Source organism: Microbacterium sp. Y355, from assembly GCF_059445345.1.
On the sequence record NZ_JCAIUD010000001.1, the window covers coordinates 341,463 to 361,057 of the forward strand.

Consider the following 19,595-nt stretch of genomic DNA (forward strand, 5'->3'; position numbering starts at 1 on the left):
ATGACCGCGACGCTTGCACCAGAGAAGTTCGACGAGGTCACCGAAGCGCTCAAGGACGTCATGGATCCTGAGCTCGGGATCAACGTCGTCGACCTGGGGCTCATCTATGACCTCGGGTGGGACGACGAGAATGACGCTCTTGTCATCCACATGACGCTGACCAGCGCCGGGTGTCCGCTCACCGACGTGCTCGAAGAGCAGACGGCGCAGGCACTGGACGCAGTCGTCGATCGGTTCCGCATCAACTGGGTGTGGATGCCGCCGTGGGGACCCGAGCGGATCACCGACGACGGGCGCGACATGATGCGCGCCCTCGGCTTCGCTATTTGACGTGACCGAGCTCTGACGTGACCGAGCCGGTCAGGGCGCTCCCGCTCGAGCATCTGCGTGAGCGCAGCAGCGCGAAGTGGCGGGAGTACCCCGCCGACGTGTTGCCGCTGTTTGTGGCGGAGACTGACTTCCCGCTCGCGCCCCCGATCGCAGCGGCGCTCGAGCGGGCCGTCGCCAGTGGCGACACCGGCTACACGGCCTCGCGCACCCCGCTCGCTGAGTCCTATGCGGGCTTTGCGCAGCGACGACTCGGCTGGACGGTGGATCCAGCGCGGATCCGTTCGACGGCAGATGTCAGCATGGGCATCGTCGAGATACTGCGCCGCGTGACCGCGCCAGGCGACCGCGTGATCGTCACGACTCCGGTCTACCCGCCGTTCTTCGATGTCGTCGAGGAGGCGGGGGCAGTGGTTGATCGTGTTCCGCTGTACGACACGGGTGCGGCATGGGAACTGGATCTCGACGCCATCCGCACTTCGATGGAGTCCGGCGCGCGCGCCGTTTTGCTGTGCAACCCTCACAATCCAACCGGCACTGCGCACTCGGTAGAGTCTTTGGCGGCTCTCGCCGACCTCGCTGCAGTCCACGGTGTCGCCGTCGTCTCTGATGAGATCCACGCTCCGCTCGCGCAACCGGATGCTGGATTCACACCGTTCCTGAATGTCTCGGACGCCGCGCGTGCGATCGGCTATGCCGTGGTCAGCGCCAGCAAGGCGTTCAATCTCGCCGGCCTCAAGTGCGCCCTAATGGTCACAGCAGCAGACGAGACCACCCGAGTCGTGCGTGGAATGCCGGACGAAGTGTTCTGGCGCACTGGACAGTTCGGTCTGCTCGCTGCCGTGGCGGCTTTTTCTAAGGCGAGCGATACGTGGCTGGACGGGCTTCTGCTCACGCTCGATGAGAACCGCCGGCTGATCGCCGAGCTGCTCGCCGCGCACCTGCCCGCGGCGCGCTATCGGATCCCGGACGCCGGATACCTTGCCTGGATCGACCTCACAGATCTCGGATGGGGCGATAACCCGTCCAAGCGCATCCTGCGCGAAGCGAAGGTGGCACTGCACTACGGCCCTGCGTTCGGCGCCGAGGGCGCAGGCCACGTGCGCCTGAACTTCGGCACCAGCCCCGAGATCATCACCGAGGCCGTCACCCGCATCGCCGCTCTCGGCGACGCATGAGCGCGACACCTCCGGCCTCGATCTGGGACCGGGAACGACTCTGGGTCACAGCGGGTGCCGTCGCGCTGATCTTCCTCGGAGCGATCGAGGCTCTCGCCATGACGACAGTCATGCCCGTTGTCAGCGAGGCGCTGGACGGCGAGGCGCTCTTCGCCGTGGCATTCGCAGGCACGCTCGCCACCAGCGTCATCGGCATGGTCGCCTGCGGTGCGTGGTCGGATGCCCGCGGGCCACGTGGTGCGCTGTACGTGGCGGTGTCCGTGTTCATCATCGGGCTCCTCATCTCTGGTTTCGCATTCACGATGGAGCAGTTCCTCCTCGGTCGACTGGTGCAGGGGCTGGGCGCGGGCGGTCAGACTGTCGCACTCTATGTCGTCGTCGCGAGGCTGTACCCACCTCACCTGCATGGACGGGTCTTCGCGGCCTTCGCAGCAGCCTGGGTGGTGCCATCGATGATCGGTCCATTCCTCGCGGGCGCCGTGGCCGAGTTCCTGGACTGGCGCTGGACGTTCCTCGGGGTGGCTGTGCTCACCGCGGGTGCGTTTGTGGTGATCGCGGTGCGGCTGCGCGGGCTCGACCTTGGCGCCGGCGCAGAGAGCCGGCTAGGAGGCGTCTGGGTGCGACTGGTGCTTGCGGTCGTGGTCGCGGTCTCGGCAGTAAGCGTCGGGCTTGCGGCCGATGCTCCTCCGCTCATCGGCTGGCCGATCGCCGCTGTTGCCGTTCTTGTCATCGGTATCGCGATTCTTCCGCTGGTGCCGAGAGGAACGCTGCGCTCGGCACGCGGATTGCCAAGCGTCGTGCTCGTGCGTGGGCTCGTTGCCGGTTCATTCTTCGCGGCCGAATCGTACATCCCGTACCTGCTCATGGCGCAGTTCGATTTCTCGCCGACATGGGCAGGCATCGCCCTGATGCTGGCGGCGTTCGCATGGGCAGGGGGATCGGCGTTGCAGGGCCGCTACGGAGAAGCGCTCGGCAACCGGCGTATCGCGGTGACCAGTCTCGCGCTCGTTCTCGCGGCATTGCTTGCGGTGCTGATCACGGCGGTCACCGCGGCGCCGCCGATCATCATCGTGGTGGGCTGGGGGCTCGCAGGGGGTGGCATGGGCCTGTTCTACCCACGCCTCACCGTGCTGACTCTGGCGTACTCGGCGCCGGGCAATGAGGGGTTCAACTCTTCGGCGCTCTCGATCTCGGATGCTACCGGCTCCGCTGTCGCGGTCGCACTCGCGGGGCTCGGCGTCGCGACGCTCGGTGGCGGGGTCGACGCGTTCGCCGTCGTATTCGTGTTCTGCATCGCTCTGGCAATCGTCGCGGCGATTCCGGGGCTCAGGCTCGGGCACGCAGCGGAGTAGTGATGATCGATGCAGTTTGTCGGGGGCGATCCGTACTTCGGAAGACTGATCGACTGCGAGAAACCACCCTGCTCTGGGAGTCCAGCCGCACGAGGCGGAGCGCGGCGGCAAGGAGACCGACCGCGATGGCGGTGGTGAGCGGCGTGGCGCCGAACACCAGCAGCTCGACGATGGCGACGAGCCCCATCGTCGTCGCGGTAATCAGACGCCCTGACGAGCGAGTTGATGCAGGGACGCGCCGCGATTCGATCCCGGCGAGAAGATAGGCGACGCCTGCCGTCAGCACAAGAACGACCGCGAGCCACAACGGCCGGGTCGTCCACCATTCGACGCTGCTCGGCACCGGCAGGGCGACATCCGTCACGATTGCGAAGACCGCGCTCGCGCCCGCCATCACCAGCAGTAAGGGCATATGCCAGAGATAGATCGTCATGGCGCGTGGCGTCACGAAGTTCCGAAACGCGGTGGGGAGTGGGCGCAGGCTCCACTCAGCCGAGCGGGAACGCGTCAGCGACAGCACCATCGTGTGTGCGACACCGACGAGCAGCAGCGCCGTGGTGGGCGGGTTGATGTTCGCGATGAGGTCGGGGGAGTGCACGCCGAGTGCGAAGCTGAGCAACAGCGTGGCGACCGCAGCACCGGCGAACAGCATCCGAGTGCGACGAGTGAGCGCATCGATGCGTCCGTCGGCGAAGAAGAAGCCGAGCTGCTGCAGCGCAAGCCAGACGAATGCGAGGTTCACGAAGCCGATGCCGTCGATTCCGGTGGCGAAGCGCACGGCATCCACTCCGACGGCGGTAGCTGCGAGCAGGGCGATTGTCAGCCACGGGGCGCGGCGGTGCGCAGCGGCCAGGGCAGGAACCAGCGCCTGACAGAGCAGGAAGACGCCAAGGAACCACAGCGGCTGGCCGAAGCGGTAGCCGGCCATGGTCACGAGGTCGGCGGGGATGCCGCCTGCGAGGAGCAGTGTCAGAACGATGCCGACCGTCGCTATCGTGCAGACGGCGGGCAGGAGCAGCCGGTGGATGCGTGCCGCAACGAACTCCGCCGCTGAGCCACCGCGCTGCCCCGCACGCAGATAGGACGTGTAGCCGGCGAAGCCGCCGATCACGAAGAACAGCGGCATCACCTGCATCACCCAGCTGAGGGGGGTGATCCATGCCGATCCATCGCTCGCATTCGCGAACAGCGGACCGGCGTCGGTGACGGTGACTCCCACCATCAGCGAGTGCAGCATGACCACGCCGAGTACGCACAGCGCACGCACGAGGTCAATGCCGGTGTCGCGTGGGGTGTGCGTGTTTTGTTGAACGTGGGCGACGTTGACTCGTCGCAGATCCATGATGGACATGGGCTCCTCCTCGGTGGCTGTCCGAGGAGGTTATGGATCAGGCGCAGCCCGTCACATCACCCCATGGTGTTGTCACGCCCCTACCGAAGTATCGTCAGGCAGGTTCTGCGAGCCCAGTGTCATAGGCGAAGATCACGGCCTGTACCCGGTCGCGCGCGCCGACCTTCGCGAGCACTTTGCCGACGTGTGTCTTCACGGTCTGCTCCGCGATGAACAGTGCCGCGGCGATCTCGCTGTTCGAGTGGCCCTGGCCGATGAGTACGAGCACCTCGCGCTCACGATCGGTCAGGTCGGCCAGCAGATTCGTGGATGCCGTGGCTCTTGGCTTCTGGGACGCGAACTGCGCAATCATCCGGCGGGTCACGCTCGGTGAGAGCAGCGCATCGCCCGCGGCGATCACGCGGACAGCATGCACGAGTTCCTCAGGCAGGGCATCCTTCAGAAGAAACCCGCTGGCACCGGCCTGGAGCGCGTCGTAGACATAGTCGTCGATGTCGAACGTCGTCAGCATGAGGATGCGGGGGGTTTTGGCCGCCGGGTAGGACGGGCCCAGGATGCGCCTGGTCGCCTCGATGCCGTCGAGCTCCGGCATCCGCACGTCCATCAGGATCACGTCGGGGTCGAGCCGAGCCGAGAGCGATACGGCCTCTGTGCCGTTGGCCGCCTGGCCCGTCACTGTGATGCCGTCGTGCGCGTCGAGGAGCGCGGCGAAACCGGCACGCACCATCGCCTGATCATCAGCGATGAGTACTTCGATGCTCACGCAGTCTCCTTGGGCAGATGTGCCGTACCGGTTACGCAGCCCAGGGGAGGACAGCGGTGACGGTCCATCCACCATCCGCGTCAGGACCGGCCTCAAGGCTACCGTCGACGAGCGCGACACGTTCCTGCATTCCGCGAAGTCCGTGCCCACTCGATTGTGTGGATGTCTCACCGGTCGCCACGGTGTTGTGCACGTGGAGGTGCACGGCGGCGGCGTCGGTGTGCACGCGCACGGTGATGCGGGAGCCACGAGCGTGCCGGACGGCGTTGCTCAGCGATTCCTGCACGATGCGGAACGCCGCGATCTGCACGCTGGCCGGAGCCTCGGTGACGTTGGGTGCGATGAGTTCCAGGCCGACGTCCACGCCGGCGCGGCGGATGCTGTCGACGAGCGCGGGGATGTCGTCGATTCCCTGCTGCGGTGCAAGTTCTGCAGACTGATCCTCCGTGCGCAGCACTCCGAGCAGGCGGCGCATCTCGGTGAGGGATCCGCGTGCGGTAGCGGCGAGGTCATCGAACTCTTTGATGGCAACTGCGGGGAGATCTGGCATCCGGTAGCGCGCCGTGGATGCCTGCACCTGGATGACCGACATGCTGTGCGCGACCACGTCGTGCAACTCCCTGGCGATCCGGGTACGCTCCTCGACCATCATGCGGCGCGACTGCTCGTCGGCTGAGACCTCACGCTCGCGGGTGAGTTCCTCACCGAGGCGGACGCGGCCGGCTAGCAGCACGGCGACGAGGTACGCGACGCCGGTGATCGATGCCGTGACGACGAGGTTAGCGGTGACGCTGTTGGCTGTCGCTGCTTCCGGAAACTGCAGGGGGGCGACGAGGGATCCTGCGAGGCTGATTGCCAGCGGGATGAGTCCAAGACGCCAGCCGTGTTGGTAGGTGACAACCGCGACGAAGACTCCAAAGGCGAGCAGCGCCGGCACCGACCATGGCCATGGCCAGAACGGGTCCCGATCTGCCGCGACGAACAGCGGAAGCAGGAACGCGGCGACGCCGAACAGGGCGATGCCGGTTCGAGGGTGGGTGAGCGCAACCAACGGCGCAGCGCAGATCGCTGCTCCGAGCAGGAATGCTAGCGGAACATACACCCCATACAGGCCCGTGTGGATCGGGACGATGATCGAGAACAGCGCGACCATGACAACCGCCAGAATGATCACGGCGATGGTGCGGCGCTCAAGATGCCTGCGTGGTCGATCCATGATTGTCATCTTGCCACCGTCGCTGTCGGCGTCGTTGCAACTGGCGTCGTTACCATCGTTGCCGTCGTTACCGCGTTCTGCGGGCGGGGCGCTTCGGCATCGGTCGCGTCGGCCGCGGTGTCCGCAGCGGCTGCGACGCGCCGGCGACGAGCAGCAGCGATGCGGTCGATGATCAGTCCGATCACGAGAGCGAAGGCGACGCCGAATACTGCGCTGAGAAGCGGCTGATCCTCCAGCCAGTGCCCGGCGAGCATTCCGATCAACGCGCTGTAGATCGCCCAGGTGATTCCGGCGACGACGCTGATCGGCAGGAAGCGTCGCCATGAATATCCGAGAGCGCCCGCAGACATATTCACTGCGACGCGTCCGACCGGGATGTATCTGGCGCCGAGAATCAGCAGGGCGCCGTTGGTGTTCAGCGTGCGCTGTGCGCGTTCGAACGCCGCGGCGACTCTCGGTCGGCGCATCCAGGCGAAACGGCTGGTGCCCACCGAACGGCCGATCGCGTAGGCGATGTTGTCGCCGATTATGGCGCCGACGGCGGCGACCGCGATCAGTAATGGCAGATTCGTTTCGCCGGTGGATGCTGCGACCGCGGCCGCGGCGACCAGTACCGTCTCGCTCGGAATCGGCGGGAAGAAGCCGTCGACGACGGCCGTCACGAACATCACTAAGTACAGCCAGGGGGAGGCTGCGGCCTGCAGGATGAGTTCATTGATGATGTCCACCCGTAGAACCTACGTACTGGTGCAGTGCCTCCACATCACTCTGCGGTATCGACCACGTCATACTTCAGGGTGATCTGTTCATCCACTGTAGGCGTCCTGACAGGACGGGCGATCTATACTGAGAGGCTGGCCCAGTGTCTCCACGAGACGCGGGCCGATCCACCCCCTCCCTGACGAACGGACCATTGCTGTGCTTGCCGTGCACGACCTCGAGATTCGCGTTGGCGCCCGCCTCCTTATGGATGGCGTGTCGTTCCGCGTCTCCGACGGCGACAAGATCGGACTGGTCGGACGCAATGGCGCCGGCAAGACCACCCTCACCAAGGTGCTCGCGGGTGAGCTGCTGCCCTCCGGTGGGAAGGTCACGAAATCGGGTGAGCTCGGTTATCTGCCGCAGGATCCGCGCACCGGTGACCCGGAGATGCTCGCGCGTACGCGCATCCTGGACGCACGAGGGCTGGGCACGATTCAGCTGGGCCTGACCAAAGCCGCTGAAGACATGGCATCCACAGACCAGGCTGTCGCCGACAAGGCGATGCGTCGCTTTAGTAACCTCACCGAGCAGTTCGAGGGCCTCGGAGGCTATGCGGCAGAGGCAGAGGCGGCGTCCATCGCCAACAACCTCTCGCTGCCCGACCGCATCCTCGATCAGCCGCTGTCCACTCTCTCCGGCGGTCAGCGCCGCCGCATCGAGCTCGCTCGCATCCTCTTCTCTGATGCCGAGACGATGATCCTCGACGAGCCGACTAACCACCTCGACGCCGACAGCGTCGTGTGGCTGCGTGAGTTCCTGAAGAACTACAAGGGCGGGCTGATCGTGATCAGCCACGATGTAGATATCGTCGGCGAGACCGTGAACCGGGTGTTCTACCTCGATGGCAACCGTCAGTGCATCGACATCTACAACATGAACTGGAAGAACTACCTGCATCAGCGGGTAGCAGACGCCGAGCGTCGCAAGAAAGAGCGTGCGAACGCCGAGAAGAAGGCCACATCGCTGCAGCTGCAGGCAGCCCGCTTCGGTGCGAAGGCGTCCAAGGCCGCCGCTGCACACCAGATGGTCGCACGCGCGGAGAAGTTGCTCGCGGGTCTTGACGGGGTGCGTCAGGAGGAGCGCGTCGCGAAGCTGCGCTTCCCGAAGCCGGCACCGTGCGGAAAGACGCCGATGATGGCGACCGGCTTGTCGAAGTCGTATGGCTCTCTGGAGATCTTCACCGATGTCGACCTCGCGATCGATCGCGGATCCAAGGTCGTCGTGCTCGGCTTCAACGGTGCCGGAAAGACGACGCTGCTGCGTATGCTCGCCGGTGTCGATGAGCCGGATACAGGAGTGCTGGAGCCCGGGTTCGGCGTGAAGATCGGCTACTACGCCCAAGAGCACGAGAACCTAGACGTGAAGCGCTCTGTGCTGCAGAACATGGTTTCTGCGGCCCCGCACATCACCGAGATGGAAGCGCGCCGAGTTCTCGGTTCGTTCCTGTTCACGGGTGATGATGTGCTGAAGCCTGCCGGAGTGCTCTCCGGTGGCGAGAAGACGCGTCTGTCGCTGGCGACATTGGTCGTGTCATCCGCGAACCTGCTTCTGCTCGATGAGCCCACGAACAACCTCGACCCTGCATCGCGCGAGGAGATCCTCGACGCGCTCGCGCACTACGAGGGTGCTGTCGTTCTCGTCTCGCACGACCCTGGGGCCGTGCAGTCGCTGAACCCCGAGCGAGTGCTCATCCTGCCCGACGGTGTCGAAGACATCTGGAGCCAGGAGTACCAGGACCTCATCGAGCTCGCGTAGCTCGCCTCGCGCTCCGCGTGAGACACCACGTTCTGCGTGGCGCGACATTCTCTGCGTGAGACACCATGCCTGGCGTGGTGTCTCACGCAGTTTTTGTACATCACGCGGGACGCGGGTGTGTGGGGCGTGGGATAGCGTCGAGGGATGCGAACGAAGATCGTGTGCTGGGACTGGAATGGCACCCTGTTGGACGACGTCGACATCTGCCGCGCGGTCATGAACCAGGTGCTGTCTGAGCGGGATCACTCGCAGTTCTCCGACAGGGAGAGCTACCGTCGCAGCTTTCGATTCCCGATCCGTGAGTTTTATGCGGATGCCGGGATCGTCGACGACGAGTTCGTGCCGGCGGCCGATCGCTACCTGTCTCTTCTTAAAGCAGCGATGGTCGGGGCTCAGCTGAGACCGGATGCGCGGATGACGCTCGCGGAGCTTGCCCGCCGAGGTGTTCCGCAAATCCTCGCGTCAGCCACAGTGACCGATGCGCTGCAGCGGCAGCTGCATCCGCACGCGATCACCGATGTCTTCGATGAGGTGCTGAGCATTGCAGACGCGCACGCGGCATCAAAAGCCGAGGTCATCGCCGAATGGATCGGTCGGATCGGCGTCAATCCTCAAGAGGTGCTCCTGGTCGGAGACACCAACCACGACCGGGAAATCGCGGAAGCGCTCGGGACACGGTTCGTGCACTGCGCGTTCGGACACCAGGATCTGTCCGGTGAGTCGGGACTGGAGACGATCGAGGCGTTGAGCGAGGTGCTGGCGCTGGTGTGAGGGCCTGTTAGCGTCGAGGCATGGTGGACCAGCAACTCGCACAGTCATTCGAGAACATCGGCGAGGACTACGACCGGTACCGACCGGGGTTTCCGGATGCCGCGGCCAAGGAGATCATTCCTACGCGAGTCACAAGCGTGCTCGACCTGGGCGCAGGGACAGGTAAGTTCACCGAACTGCTGCTGAGCCGTGCCGATCGAGTGTTCGCCGTCGAGCCGTCCGTCGCGATGCTCGACGTGCTGCGGGCGAAGCTGCCCGACGTCGAAGCGATCGTCGGGGGAGCGGAACACATTCCGTTGCCCGAATCCTCCGTCGACGCGGTGACAGTGGCCCAGGCGTTCCACTGGTTCGAGAGGGAAAAGGCCTGCGCTGAGATCGCGCGCGTACTTGTGCCAGGCGGCGTCCTCGGGCTGCTCTGGAATCGTGCGGATCGATCCTGCTCCTGGGATCTTGCCTGCTCGCGGATCGTGCATCCCGCCTACCGCAGCGACGACGGCGAGCTCCCACCCGAGGCCGAGGCCGAGCCCGAGGCCGAACCTGACGAACTACCGGGCTTCGCGTTCTCACATCATGCCGAGATCGCGTGGTCGGAGCGCATCACTCGCAGCGACTACATCGCCCGGTGGCTGACGGTCAGCAGCTTCCTTGTCGCCGACGGGCCGACACACGCCGCGATGCTGCGTGCGGTCGAACAGGTGCTCGACACAGACCCTGCGACCGCCGCACAGGACGATTTCGAACTCCCTATGATCACCGAGGTTTTCGTCTACCGCGCGGACTGACCGCGAGAATGGGTCTGCTGCATGAGACAGGGGTGGGTGCATCCATTCTCATGCAGCAAGTCCATTCTCGGCGAGCGCGAGCTAGACCATGCGCTCCACGCGACCGTGGATATCGAAGACAGCGCCGAGCGGATGCCGCAGTGCGAGCGCCTCGGAAGGCTTCAAGCCGCGCAACTCGGCGCGCAGCATCCGACCGATCATCTCGTGAGTCACGATTAGAGCCAGCCCGCGTGCCTCCCAACCGCAGGACGACAGGGCTGCGCGTGCTCTGCCGCGTGCCTGTGCGTAGCTTTCCCCGCCGGGGAAAGCCCAGCCGTAGCGGTTCTCGGCGCGCGCCTCGCGTGCACCAGGAAATGCTCTCTCGATCTCACCCCTCGACATCCCGGCCATCTCGCCGAGATCCAGCTCGGTCAGCTGCGGAACCTCGACGAGCTCAGCACCGAGGCGATCGGCGATGATGACCGAGGTCCGCAGCGCACGGCCCAATGGACTGGAGAAGACCGTCTGAACTCCGAACGGCGCGAGTCGATCACCGATTGCCGACGCCTGTGCGATGCCCTCCGCGGTCAGCGCGGAATCCAGCTGTCCGTGCAGTCGTCCCGCGACGTTCCACGCCGCTTGAGTATGACGCGCCAGCAATACCCGCTCTGGCACGTGACGATCCTGCGGCATCATGCACTCAGAATGGCATAACCGAGCGCAGAAGCAGAGAGGCTACTTCACCCCGAGGAAGGAACGGTCGGTGAGCACGATGGGGCCGTCCGCGGTGATCGCGACGGTGTGCTCTGAGTGCGCTCCGCGAGAACCGTCGGCGCTGCGAAGTGTCCAGCCGTCCGCGTCGGTCATAAGCTCGTCGGTTGTTGCGAGGAACCACGGCTCCAACGCTAGGACGAGACCGTCGCGCAGCGGGAAACCACGGCCAGGGCGTCCGTCATTCGCCACGTGCGGGTCGCCGTGCATGGTGCGGCCGACACCGTGTCCGCCGAAGTCGGTGTTGATCGAGTAGCCCTCGCCGTGTGCGATCGCGGCGACGGCGGCGGAGATGTCACCGATGCGGTTGCCCACCGTGGCTGTCGCGATCGCGGCATCCAGAGCGCGTTCGGTCGTGTCGATCAGGCGCAGATCTTCTTCGCGCGGGGTCCCGACGATGAAAGACACAGCAGAGTCGGCCACCCAGCCGTCGACCGAGACCGCAAAGTCGAGCGACACCAGGTCGCCATCGCGGAGCGTGTAGTCATGGGGGAGGCCGTGCAGCACCGCGTCGTTGATCGAGGTGCAGATGACCTTGCCGAAAGGGCCGTTGCCGAACGAGGGCGCATAGTCGATGTAGCAAGACTCCGCGCCCGCCTTGCGGATCAGGTCATGCGCCTTGCGGTCGATCGTGAGCAGGTTCGTGCCAACCTTGGTCTCATCGCGCAGTGTCGCCAGAGTCTCGGCAACGAATCGCCCTGCCGCTCGCATCTCGTCGATCTCGGCAGGTGTGCGCAATTCGATCATGGGTGTTCCTCTCGTCTTCTCTATTCTCTCCGATGCTGGCTGAGGTTGCTCACAGCGAACATCCCCCATGCGCATAGGCGAGCGTCATACGATCAGCACATGTGGTTGCGACGAGCGTTCTATCGCTGGCTCTTTCCGGCGTCTGTTGTGTTGCCGCTGTGGCTTCTGGTCGGTTGGGGCATCTTCAACGCGGGCGGCTGGGCATTTCTCTGGGTGCTCTTCATCGCGATCCCGTCTGTCTTCATCGGGCAATTAGTGCTCACGCTGCTCGTGCGCGCGCGCCCATCGGCGCGAGAAACTGGCATGGTCTCGTGGTGGGACCTGCTGGGCTTCGGCGTGTGGCATGCGCTCACCATCGCGGTCGGCTTTTACCCGCAGGCCTGGTTCCCGCTACTGCTGACCGGCGCGATCGCTGTTGCCCTCGCGTTGTTCTGGCTCATGCTGGCGCAACTCTGGAATGAGGCAAGGGGTGTTGGTCGCGGCATCCGGATCACCACATCACTGCAGGCGGATGCCGAGCCGGAAGCGCCGCGTCAGGCCCAGGCAGACAAAGAGGTGTTCATCATCCGGGAGAAGCCTGCTTCGAACGGCTGAGCCGGTTTTGTGCACCGCCCGTTCCATGGCAGAATAGATCTTTGTGCCGTGACCGACTCTGCCTCAGGGGAGTCCGCGGTTGCCTCAAGCGCCGTTCAGCACACACCTACGTATTCCTTCCATCCCATGCATCCGACCTGTGGCGAGTGCAGAGAGAGACGATCATGCAGATCCTGGACGCCGTCGACGCGGCTTCGCTTCGTTCCGACATTCCCGATTTCCGCCCCGGCGACACCGTCAAGGTGCACGTCAACATTACCGAGGGCACTCGCTCTCGTGTCCAGGTCTTCCAGGGCATCGTCATCGGCCGCCAGGGCGATAGTGTCCGCGAGACCTTCACGGTCCGCAAGATCAGCTTCCAGGTGGGCGTCGAGCGTACCTTCCCGGTGCACAGCCCGGTGATCGACCACATCGAGGTCGTCACCCGCGGTGACGTGCGTCGCGCGAAGCTCTACTACCTGCGCGAACTTCGTGGCAAGAAGGCCAAGATCAAGGAGAAGCGCGACCACTGATCGCCGCTTTTTTCTGAAGTATGTTTTTCTGAAGCACCCCGGGACACAGCGTCCCGGGGTGCTTTGTTTCATCTGGAGTGTGCGAACCTAGAACGAGCCGTCAGTTCGCGGTGCGAAGAACCCCGTGAAGGAATGCGATGACGACTGAATCCGCCCGCGATGTCCCCCAGAAGAGGCGCCGCGGATTCTGGATCTTCCTGCGCGACGTGCTGGTGATCATCGTTATCGCCGCGCTCGTCTCGTTCTTGGTGAAGAGCTTCGTCGTGCGGTCCTTCTATATTCCGTCGGCCTCGATGGAGCGCACCCTCCTTGTGAACGACCGCATTCTGGTGGATGAGCTGACGCCCCGCTGGACCGGTTATGAGCGTGGCGACGTGGTCGTGTTCGAAGATCCGGGTGGGTGGTTGCCAGTTCAGGTGCAGAAGCCTGCGGGCCCTCCGCTTTTGGAGGCGTTCGATTCGGTGCTCATCATGATCGGACTCTCCACATCTGACAGCGAGGATCATCTCGTCAAGCGCATCATCGGTACTTCCGGTGATCATGTCGTGTGTTGCAACGCGCTCGGGCAGATCGAGATCAACGGTGCACCGATCGACGAACTCTCATACTTGAACCTGCCTGAAGGCGACACCGCGGCCTCGAACGAGCCTTTCGATGTCACCGTTCCCGCCGACGCGCTCTGGGTGCTCGGCGACAACCGTGACCGTTCGCAGGATGCGAGAGCTCATCAAGATCTCCCCAGCGGGGGCTTCGTGCCGCTCGAGAATGTCGTCGGCAAAGCCTTCCTGACGACATGGCCGCTCTCTCGCATCGGGACGATCGACGGCCATCACGACATTTTCAACGGCGTTCCGGACCCAGAATGACGGTCGTCGCGCCCACACTCACGCTGGAGCGCAAGCTTCTGGCAGAGTACGACCTGATCATCTCGCTGGATGAGGTCGGACGTGGCGCGTTGGCAGGGCCAGTGGCGGTCGGTGCTGCCGTGATGGATGCCGCTGGATCTCGCCGGCGCGTGCCTGAGGGACTGCGGGACTCGAAACTGGTCACCGAGAAGCGCCGCCCCGACGTCGCGGCGCGCGCGGCTGCGTGGATACAGGCATCCGGGGTCGGCTGGGCGAGCGCTGCTGAGGTCGATGAGGGTGGAATCATGCGCGCGCTGGGGCTGGCGGCATCCCGTGCGATCGATGCTGTCCTCGCGCAGGGAGCGACATTGGAGGGCACGCTTGTGATCCTCGATGGCAATCACGACTACGTGTCACGCGTGCATCCCGTTCCGCTTCAGGTGCGCTCGGTCATCAAGGGAGACCGGGACTGCGCCTCGGTTTCTGTGGCCTCCGTCATCGCCAAGGTCGCCCGCGACACGCACATGGCGGAGCTTCATCCGCAGTATCCGGCCTATCAGTGGGATCGAAACAAGGGGTACGCGAGCCTCGAGCACCGGACAGCGATTCGCGAGCAGGGATTGTCTGCTTTTCACCGTTCATCGTGGGCGATCACGGACGCCCCGACGCTGTTCTGAACTCGGAACCATTTTGAACTCGTAGGATGGAGTCATCATGGATGAAGAGGCCTTCGACGATTACGACCGCGAACTCGAACTCGCGCTGTTCCGCGAGTATCGCGATGTCGTACGGCAGTTTCAATACGTCGTGGAGACGGAGCGTCGGTTCTATCTCGCGAACGAGGTAAACGTCGTTCGCCGCGACACCGAGCACGACTTCTACTTCGAGATATCGATGAGTGACGTGTGGGTCTGGGACATCTATCGTGCCGATCGCTTCGTGAAGACCGTGCGTGTGCTGACGTTCAAGGACGTCAACGTCGAGGAACTGCAGCGTCATGAGTTCGAACTTCCGGAGGATTTGTCGCTCGACGGCAAGTGACTTCTTCCCCAACGACTAGTTATCCCCAATAGGGGGATTCGGTCGTCCGCTGCACCAATCGCGTGGTTTCCGCGAAGCGTGCGTGTCGAGAGTCGAGAATGCTGTCTACATGGCAGCGAAAGACGATCTCGGACGTGCAGGTGAAGACCGCGCCGCGCAGCATCTGACAGAGCGCGGATATCAGATTCTCGACCGCAACTGGCGATGCTCGCAGGGCGAGATCGACATCATCGCCGAGCGCGAAGGCACGCTCTGCATCGTCGAGGTGAAGACGCGGCGCAGCCTCGATTTTGGTCATCCTTTTGACGCCGTCGACGAGCGCAAGAGGGAGCGGCTCTGGCGACTCGGATATGCGTGGTGCAGAGCACACACAGAGCTGGCAAAGAATCGGATGCTCCGCGTTGATGTGATCGGCGTCATCGGAGCCGATCCGGCCGACGGCACCCTCGAGCACCTGGTGGATCTGCGATGAGGACCGCACGCACCTGGGCTGTCGCCTTGACCGGCGTAGATGGGCACCTGGTCGAGATCGAAGCAGACGTGTCCAATCAGACACCTGGATTCAAGATCGTCGGGCTGCCAGACAAGTCGTTGGGTGAGGCAGCACAGCGCGTGCACAACGCCGTCACGAACGCAGATCTCAAACTGACTCGCAGGCGACTCACTGTCAACCTGTCGCCGGCAAGCCTGCCCAAGCATGGCAGCGGGTTCGATCTCGGTATCGCGATTTCGGCGGTAGCGACCGGGGGCGTGCTCGATGCCGCCTCGATCTCGCGGACTGTGCACATCGGCGAGCTCGGGCTTGATGGTCGCGTTCGGCCGGTCCCAGGGGTGCTTCCGGCCGTGTTCGCTGCGTCGCGGGCGGGTTTCGAGAATGTCATTGTTCCGCACGCGAACGCGGACGAGGCGCGGCTGGTGCCGGGGATGCACGTGCGTGCTGCCACCACTCTCGCCGAGGTCGCCATGTGGCACGGCGCTGATATCGCAGTCGCTGAAGTCGAACCGGTCGCGGGCACGGCACCGCCAGCGTCGGAGGAGGATCTGCTGGATCTTGCCGACGTGGTTGGCCAAGAGGAAGCAGTAGAGGCACTGATCGTCGCGGCAGCTGGTGGACACCACATTCTCATGAGTGGGCCACCGGGAGCCGGAAAGACGATGCTGGCACGACGGCTGCCCGGAATCCTTCCGCCGTTGACAGAGGAAGCAGCGCTCGAGGTCGCCGCGATCCGCTCGCTGTCCGGAGCAGCAGTCAACCTGCTGGACGATCTGCCTCCGTTGGAGGCGCCCCACCACAGCGCGTCTGTGGCGGCGCTGGTGGGCGGAGGCTCGCGGGCCGCGCGTCCTGGCGCGATCGTTCGGGCGCACAGAGGAATTCTCTTTCTCGACGAGGCCGCCGAATTTTCACGTGTTGCACTCGACGCTCTGCGACAGCCGCTGGAATCCGGAAGTATCGAGATCATTCGGGCAGGCTTTCAGGTGCGGTTTCCGGCCCAGTTCCAGCTGGCGCTCGCGACAAATCCTTGTCCATGCGGCAACTACGGAGTGCGTGGCGCGGAGTGTATCTGTCCACCGATCGCGATTCGGCGCTACTCCTCGCGAATTTCAGGACCGCTGAGGGATCGGATCGACATCGATCTGCAGGTCGCGAGGGTCTCGGCGTCTCGGGCCACGTCGGTTGAACGCTCGTCGGTGACGACGAGGGACGCCAGGGGACGAGTGCTGGCGGCCAGAGAACGAGCCGCTGAACGCTGGATGGGCACACCGTGGCGTACGAATGCCGAAGTCTCCGGTGCCTGGCTGCGACAGGGTGATCTGCGGCTGCCGCTCGAGGTGCGTGCACCGCTTGACCGTGCGCTCGAGCGCGGCCAGCTCACGCTGCGGGGCTATGACCGAGTGCTTCGACTGGCGTGGACCGCGGCCGATCTCGCAGATGTGGCAACACCGGGGCGCGACGAACTGGGGCGGGCGCTGTTTCTGAAGCGAGGACTGATCGCATGATGGATCTGCTGCTCGGCGACGCCGCGATGCGCACTGCGGCTGAAGAGGCTCGACCGGATGATGACCCGGCAGAGACTTTGGCCCGCGTTGCCTGGGGGATTGTCGCTGAACCAGGCGACGGGGTGGCTGGCGCGATGATCGCGCAGTTCGGGGCAGCGGAGGCCCTACGGTGCGGACTGTCGGACTCCGCGTTTGAGCTGTCGGAGCGTGCAGTCGATGAAGCGCGGCGGCGATGGTCGCCGCGGGCGCAGCCACGCGCTGTCGAGGAGGCGTTGCGCAGTGCGAGCGAGGTGGGGGCACAGCTTTTGCTTCCGGGCGATGCAGCGTGGCCCAGTGGACTCGATGACCTCGGCGACCACGCGCCATCACTGTTGTGGGTGCGCGGTGACGCAGGGCAGTTGACGACGCGGGAACGTGTCTCGATGGTGGGTGCGCGGGCCGCGACCGCCTACGGGGAGTCGGTCGCGGCGGAGTTCGCCGGTGATCTGGCAGCGGCCGGTACGCTGATCGTTTCCGGCGGCGCCTATGGAATTGACGGAGCCGCGCACCGGGCGGCTCTAGGCGTCGGTGGCGGAACGGTCGCATTCCTTGCGGGCGGTGTCGATCGCGCATACCCCGCCGGCCATCAACAGCTGTTCGAACGCATACAGGCATCGGGAGCCGTGGTGAGCGAGCTGCCCTGCGGCGCCGCGCCAACGAAATGGCGTTTCCTCAGCCGCAACCGGTTGATCGCGGCCCTGGGCATGGCGACGGTCGTCGTCGAGGCCGGGTGGCGCAGCGGTTCGCTGAATACTGCGGGGCATGCCGCCGCGCTCGGACGCCCGTTGGGCGCCGTTCCGGGGCCGGTTACTTCTGCCGCGTCGGCCGGTTGCCACAGGCTAATGCGAGAGTACGACGCCCGGTGCATCACCAGCGCCGTGGAGGTGCGGGAGATGCTCGGCTTCGATATCGGCCCCGGCCCGTCCAGCGAAGCTCGAACAGATCCTGACCAGCTGCGACTGCTCGACGCCATGAGTTCGCGCACCGCGCGATCGACCGCTGAGATCGCGCGGATCTCTGGCCTGTCCGAAGAGCGGGTCCGGGCGCTGCTCGGATTGCTCTCGCTGGATGCGCAGGTCCAACAGCACGAGTCCGGCTGGCGACTCGGAGCGCGCTGATCAGATCAGTCGTACCCGCATTGCGCGCGATCCGCGGCGAGGCACGGTCCTCAGCGAGACTGGTCACGGCATGCTGGAGTGCATGGAGCTGAGCGCCGCAGCGCACGCATTCACGACGCACCTCACTCAGGTGCGTCGGCTGTCTCCGGCGACGGTTCGCGCCTATCGCGCTGACCTTCGCGACCTCTCGGATGCCGTCGGGGCAGCGAACCTGGGCGATGTCGACTTGGAAGCCTTGCGCGACTGGCTGTGGCGGGCGACCCAGCGGGGCGATGCGAGGTCTACCCTGGCACGCCGGGCGGCGGCTGCGCGTTCGTTCTTCGCGTGGGCGAAGGATGAAGAGCTGATCAACATCGACCCGAGCCTGCGGCTGATCGCTCCCAAGCGCGGCCGCACGCTGCCGGCGGTCGCCTCGAAGGAGGGGATGCGCTTGTTGCTTGACACGCGCCGTGAAATTGCGGCCGATGGTGACTGTATCCATCTCAGGGATCATGCGATTCTCGAGTTGCTCTATGGTTCAGGCATACGCGTCTCAGAGCTCTGCGGCATCGACGTCGATGACCTCGATCTGGATCGGGCGACCGTGCGCGTGCTGGGAAAAGGATCGAAGGAACGCGTGGTGCCGTTCGGCATTCCGGCCCGCAATGCGGTGAGTGCCTATCTCACCCGCGGGCGCCCGGTACTAATGGCGCGTGCGGTGAAGGCGACGCCAGCGCTGCTGCTCGGTGCGCGAGGTGGTCGCCTCGGACCTCGGGCGGTGTACACACTCGTCGCTGCCGCGCTCGGACCGATCATCGGCGCGGACGCCGTCGGACCGCACGCACTGCGCCATTCGGCCGCCACGCATCTGCTCGATGGAGGAGCAGACCTGCGCGCGGTGCAAGAGATCCTCGGCCACGCGAGCTTGGGAACGACGCAGATCTACACGCACGTCTCATCTGAGCGTCTCACAGCGACCTACCGACTGGCCCACCCGCGCGCATAACGGTGTTCGCCGCGCAGCAGGGCAGCAGAATGGCGCGCGGAACGTCACCGAACATCAGCATCGGATTGACGTAGACGCCGTTCAACCGGACGCCCAGATGCAGTTGGTCGACGGGAGAATGTCCGCCGCTTGCGACGGTGCCGATCTCCTCGCCGGCTGAAACCACTGTCCCAGGGGAGAGCGTCGATTCCATCGGCTCGAAGGTCGTCACCAGCCCGTCGCCGTGATCGATTGTGATCAGTGGCCGGTCGACCACAGTGCCGCGGAATGCCACGACGCCATCGGCCGGAGCATGAACGACGTTGCCGATCGGCGCCGCCAGGTCGATGCCGCGATGGCCTGGCCCGTAGTCATGCGCTGGCGCCTGAAACGGCGTGATCACCTGGCGAACGCCACCCACCGGCCACTGCCACGGTTGTTCCGGCGACGGGGGCCGTGCCGCGGCGGGGAGCACGACGAGCAGCGCGGCCATCAGCATGACCGCGCCCCACCTTCTGCCAGCGCTCGCTATACGCATTTGAACATCGTCGCTGTTCTCGTCTGTGCGCATGAGGCCAAGACCCGTTTTCCGTGGAGAACACGCGCAGATGCCATCGCAGTGCAGAACCTGTGGAGGGGTATCGATCCTGTACACTGGAGGTCGCACCTCGATCTCGGGGTGACTACGCGTGCCCAAAGCGACTTCGGTCGCGGCATCCACTCCCTTAGG

22 protein-coding genes are annotated in these 19,595 nt (G+C 64.8%); 15 read left to right on the plus strand and 7 right to left on the minus strand.

Going from position 1 to position 19,595, the window contains the following annotated elements:
• The 3 genes from AC1C2O_RS01730 to AC1C2O_RS01740 are packed head-to-tail and all read left to right on the plus strand — an operon-like array spanning position 1 to position 2,857.
• Positions 1 to 330, plus strand: a complete 330-nt coding sequence (locus AC1C2O_RS01730) for a metal-sulfur cluster assembly factor (RefSeq protein WP_495428707.1) — start codon at positions 1 to 3, stop codon at positions 328 to 330.
• Positions 331 to 347: 17 nt separating this feature from the next.
• Entirely contained in the window at positions 348 to 1,505 is a 1,158-nt protein-coding gene (locus AC1C2O_RS01735; RefSeq protein ID WP_495428708.1) for a MalY/PatB family protein, read from the plus strand.
• The gene (locus AC1C2O_RS01740; RefSeq protein WP_495428709.1) at positions 1,502 to 2,857 is read left to right on the plus strand and encodes an MFS transporter; all 1,356 of its coding nucleotides are present in this window, start codon (positions 1,502 to 1,504) and stop codon (positions 2,855 to 2,857) included. The genes AC1C2O_RS01735 and AC1C2O_RS01740 overlap by 4 nt, the downstream gene beginning before the upstream one ends.
• Here the strand turns inward: AC1C2O_RS01740 and AC1C2O_RS01745 are convergent.
• The 4 genes from AC1C2O_RS01745 to AC1C2O_RS01760 form a co-directional block, all read right to left on the minus strand.
• Complete coding sequence (locus AC1C2O_RS01745; protein WP_495428710.1) at positions 2,832 to 4,208, minus strand: acyltransferase family protein; 1,377 nt, start codon at positions 4,206 to 4,208, stop codon at positions 2,832 to 2,834. The two genes, AC1C2O_RS01740 and AC1C2O_RS01745, sit on opposite strands and share 26 nt — an antisense overlap.
• A 94-nt stretch (positions 4,209 to 4,302) precedes the next feature.
• Positions 4,303 to 4,971 (minus strand): response regulator, encoded by a 669-nt coding sequence (locus AC1C2O_RS01750; RefSeq protein ID WP_495428711.1) that lies wholly within the window; start codon positions 4,969 to 4,971, stop codon positions 4,303 to 4,305.
• A 31-nt stretch (positions 4,972 to 5,002) separates the two neighbouring features.
• Positions 5,003 to 6,196 (minus strand): sensor histidine kinase, encoded by a 1,194-nt coding sequence (locus AC1C2O_RS01755; protein ID WP_495428712.1) that lies wholly within the window; start codon positions 6,194 to 6,196, stop codon positions 5,003 to 5,005.
• Positions 6,193 to 6,915 carry a DedA family protein gene (locus AC1C2O_RS01760; RefSeq protein ID WP_495428713.1) on the minus strand — a complete coding sequence of 241 codons (723 nt, stop codon included), beginning with the start codon at positions 6,913 to 6,915 and terminating at the stop codon, positions 6,193 to 6,195. Before AC1C2O_RS01760 ends, AC1C2O_RS01755 begins: the two co-directional genes overlap by 4 nt.
• Before the next feature lie 190 nt (positions 6,916 to 7,105).
• On the opposite strand from AC1C2O_RS01760, the gene AC1C2O_RS01765 reads away from it, so the two are divergent.
• From AC1C2O_RS01765 to AC1C2O_RS01775, 3 genes are all read left to right on the plus strand, one after another.
• Complete coding sequence (locus AC1C2O_RS01765; RefSeq protein ID WP_495428714.1) at positions 7,106 to 8,704, plus strand: ABC-F family ATP-binding cassette domain-containing protein; 1,599 nt, start codon at positions 7,106 to 7,108, stop codon at positions 8,702 to 8,704.
• 144 nt (positions 8,705 to 8,848) lie between these two features.
• On the plus strand, positions 8,849 to 9,475 hold the full coding sequence (locus AC1C2O_RS01770) for an HAD family hydrolase (protein ID WP_495428715.1): 627 nt from the start codon (positions 8,849 to 8,851) through the stop codon (positions 9,473 to 9,475).
• A gap of 20 nt (positions 9,476 to 9,495) precedes the next feature.
• On the plus strand, positions 9,496 to 10,257 hold the full coding sequence (locus AC1C2O_RS01775) for a class I SAM-dependent methyltransferase (protein ID WP_495428716.1): 762 nt from the start codon (positions 9,496 to 9,498) through the stop codon (positions 10,255 to 10,257).
• An 81-nt stretch (positions 10,258 to 10,338) separates the two neighbouring features.
• Here the strand turns inward: AC1C2O_RS01775 and AC1C2O_RS01780 are convergent, their stop codons facing one another.
• Both AC1C2O_RS01780 and map read right to left on the minus strand, forming a co-directional pair.
• Complete coding sequence (locus tag AC1C2O_RS01780; protein WP_495428717.1) at positions 10,339 to 10,932, minus strand: histidine phosphatase family protein; 594 nt, start codon at positions 10,930 to 10,932, stop codon at positions 10,339 to 10,341.
• 39 nt (positions 10,933 to 10,971) lie between these two features.
• Entirely contained in the window at positions 10,972 to 11,754 is a 783-nt protein-coding gene (gene map / locus AC1C2O_RS01785; protein WP_495428718.1) for a type I methionyl aminopeptidase, read from the minus strand.
• 99 nt (positions 11,755 to 11,853) lie between these two features.
• Here map and AC1C2O_RS01790 point away from each other — a divergent pair, with 99 nt between their 5' ends.
• The 9 genes from AC1C2O_RS01790 to AC1C2O_RS01830 all read left to right on the plus strand — a co-directional run bounded on the left by AC1C2O_RS01790 (position 11,854) and on the right by AC1C2O_RS01830 (position 18,886).
• Positions 11,854 to 12,348, plus strand: a complete 495-nt coding sequence (locus AC1C2O_RS01790) for an MFS transporter permease (protein ID WP_495428719.1) — start codon at positions 11,854 to 11,856, stop codon at positions 12,346 to 12,348.
• Between the two features lie 164 nt (positions 12,349 to 12,512).
• Positions 12,513 to 12,860: a 50S ribosomal protein L19 gene (gene rplS / locus AC1C2O_RS01795; protein WP_495428720.1), complete on the plus strand. Its 348-nt coding sequence runs from the start codon at positions 12,513 to 12,515 to the stop codon at positions 12,858 to 12,860.
• Positions 12,861 to 12,997: 137 nt separating this feature from the next.
• Complete coding sequence (gene lepB, locus AC1C2O_RS01800) at positions 12,998 to 13,726, plus strand: signal peptidase I (RefSeq protein ID WP_495428721.1); 729 nt, start codon at positions 12,998 to 13,000, stop codon at positions 13,724 to 13,726.
• Positions 13,723 to 14,382: a ribonuclease HII gene (gene rnhB / locus AC1C2O_RS01805; RefSeq protein ID WP_495428722.1), complete on the plus strand. Its 660-nt coding sequence runs from the start codon at positions 13,723 to 13,725 to the stop codon at positions 14,380 to 14,382. Before lepB ends, rnhB begins: the two co-directional genes overlap by 4 nt.
• A gap of 37 nt (positions 14,383 to 14,419) precedes the next feature.
• Positions 14,420 to 14,746, plus strand: coding sequence for a DUF2469 family protein (locus tag AC1C2O_RS01810; RefSeq protein WP_495428723.1), 327 nt, complete (start codon positions 14,420 to 14,422; stop codon positions 14,744 to 14,746).
• Between the two features lie 109 nt (positions 14,747 to 14,855).
• Complete coding sequence (locus tag AC1C2O_RS01815; protein WP_495428724.1) at positions 14,856 to 15,218, plus strand: YraN family protein; 363 nt, start codon at positions 14,856 to 14,858, stop codon at positions 15,216 to 15,218.
• Positions 15,215 to 16,744 carry a YifB family Mg chelatase-like AAA ATPase gene (locus AC1C2O_RS01820; protein ID WP_495428725.1) on the plus strand — a complete coding sequence of 510 codons (1,530 nt, stop codon included), beginning with the start codon at positions 15,215 to 15,217 and terminating at the stop codon, positions 16,742 to 16,744. Before AC1C2O_RS01815 ends, AC1C2O_RS01820 begins: the two co-directional genes overlap by 4 nt.
• Positions 16,741 to 17,901 (plus strand): DNA-processing protein DprA, encoded by a 1,161-nt coding sequence (dprA, locus tag AC1C2O_RS01825; RefSeq protein WP_495428726.1) that lies wholly within the window; start codon positions 16,741 to 16,743, stop codon positions 17,899 to 17,901. The genes AC1C2O_RS01820 and dprA overlap by 4 nt, the downstream gene beginning before the upstream one ends.
• 82 nt (positions 17,902 to 17,983) lie before the next feature.
• Entirely contained in the window at positions 17,984 to 18,886 is a 903-nt protein-coding gene (locus AC1C2O_RS01830) for a tyrosine-type recombinase/integrase (protein ID WP_495428727.1), read from the plus strand.
• On the opposite strand, the gene AC1C2O_RS01835 is transcribed toward AC1C2O_RS01830, so the two are convergent.
• The gene (locus AC1C2O_RS01835; RefSeq protein ID WP_495428728.1) at positions 18,849 to 19,403 is read right to left on the minus strand and encodes a M23 family metallopeptidase; all 555 of its coding nucleotides are present in this window, start codon (positions 19,401 to 19,403) and stop codon (positions 18,849 to 18,851) included. The genes AC1C2O_RS01830 and AC1C2O_RS01835 overlap by 38 nt on opposite strands.
• Between the last annotated feature and the right edge of the window lie 192 nt (positions 19,404 to 19,595).

What these genes read in the sequence shown, in the direction of transcription:
- AC1C2O_RS01835 (WP_495428728.1), bottom strand. Translation starts at nt 19,403, where the DNA reads ATGCGTATAGCGAGCGCTGGCAGAAGGTGGGGCGCGGTCATGCTGATG.
- lepB (WP_495428721.1), top strand. Translation starts at nt 12,998, where the DNA reads ATGACGACTGAATCCGCCCGCGATGTCCCCCAGAAGAGGCGCCGCGGA.
- AC1C2O_RS01820 (WP_495428725.1), top strand. Translation starts at nt 15,215, where the DNA reads ATGAGGACCGCACGCACCTGGGCTGTCGCCTTGACCGGCGTAGATGGG.
- AC1C2O_RS01790 (WP_495428719.1), top strand. Translation starts at nt 11,854, where the DNA reads ATGTGGTTGCGACGAGCGTTCTATCGCTGGCTCTTTCCGGCGTCTGTT.
- AC1C2O_RS01745 (WP_495428710.1), bottom strand. Translation starts at nt 4,208, where the DNA reads ATGTCCATCATGGATCTGCGACGAGTCAACGTCGCCCACGTTCAACAA.
- AC1C2O_RS01780 (WP_495428717.1), bottom strand. Translation starts at nt 10,932, where the DNA reads ATGATGCCGCAGGATCGTCACGTGCCAGAGCGGGTATTGCTGGCGCGT.
- AC1C2O_RS01740 (WP_495428709.1), top strand. Translation starts at nt 1,502, where the DNA reads ATGAGCGCGACACCTCCGGCCTCGATCTGGGACCGGGAACGACTCTGG.
- rnhB (WP_495428722.1), top strand. Translation starts at nt 13,723, where the DNA reads ATGACGGTCGTCGCGCCCACACTCACGCTGGAGCGCAAGCTTCTGGCA.
- AC1C2O_RS01755 (WP_495428712.1), bottom strand. Translation starts at nt 6,196, where the DNA reads ATGACAATCATGGATCGACCACGCAGGCATCTTGAGCGCCGCACCATC.
- map (WP_495428718.1), bottom strand. Translation starts at nt 11,754, where the DNA reads ATGATCGAATTGCGCACACCTGCCGAGATCGACGAGATGCGAGCGGCA.
- dprA (WP_495428726.1), top strand. Translation starts at nt 16,741, where the DNA reads ATGATGGATCTGCTGCTCGGCGACGCCGCGATGCGCACTGCGGCTGAA.
- AC1C2O_RS01775 (WP_495428716.1), top strand. Translation starts at nt 9,496, where the DNA reads ATGGTGGACCAGCAACTCGCACAGTCATTCGAGAACATCGGCGAGGAC.
- AC1C2O_RS01770 (WP_495428715.1), top strand. Translation starts at nt 8,849, where the DNA reads ATGCGAACGAAGATCGTGTGCTGGGACTGGAATGGCACCCTGTTGGAC.
- AC1C2O_RS01810 (WP_495428723.1), top strand. Translation starts at nt 14,420, where the DNA reads ATGGATGAAGAGGCCTTCGACGATTACGACCGCGAACTCGAACTCGCG.
- rplS (WP_495428720.1), top strand. Translation starts at nt 12,513, where the DNA reads ATGCAGATCCTGGACGCCGTCGACGCGGCTTCGCTTCGTTCCGACATT.
- AC1C2O_RS01830 (WP_495428727.1), top strand. Translation starts at nt 17,984, where the DNA reads ATGGAGCTGAGCGCCGCAGCGCACGCATTCACGACGCACCTCACTCAG.
- AC1C2O_RS01730 (WP_495428707.1), top strand. Translation starts at nt 1, where the DNA reads ATGACCGCGACGCTTGCACCAGAGAAGTTCGACGAGGTCACCGAAGCG.
- AC1C2O_RS01815 (WP_495428724.1), top strand. Translation starts at nt 14,856, where the DNA reads ATGGCAGCGAAAGACGATCTCGGACGTGCAGGTGAAGACCGCGCCGCG.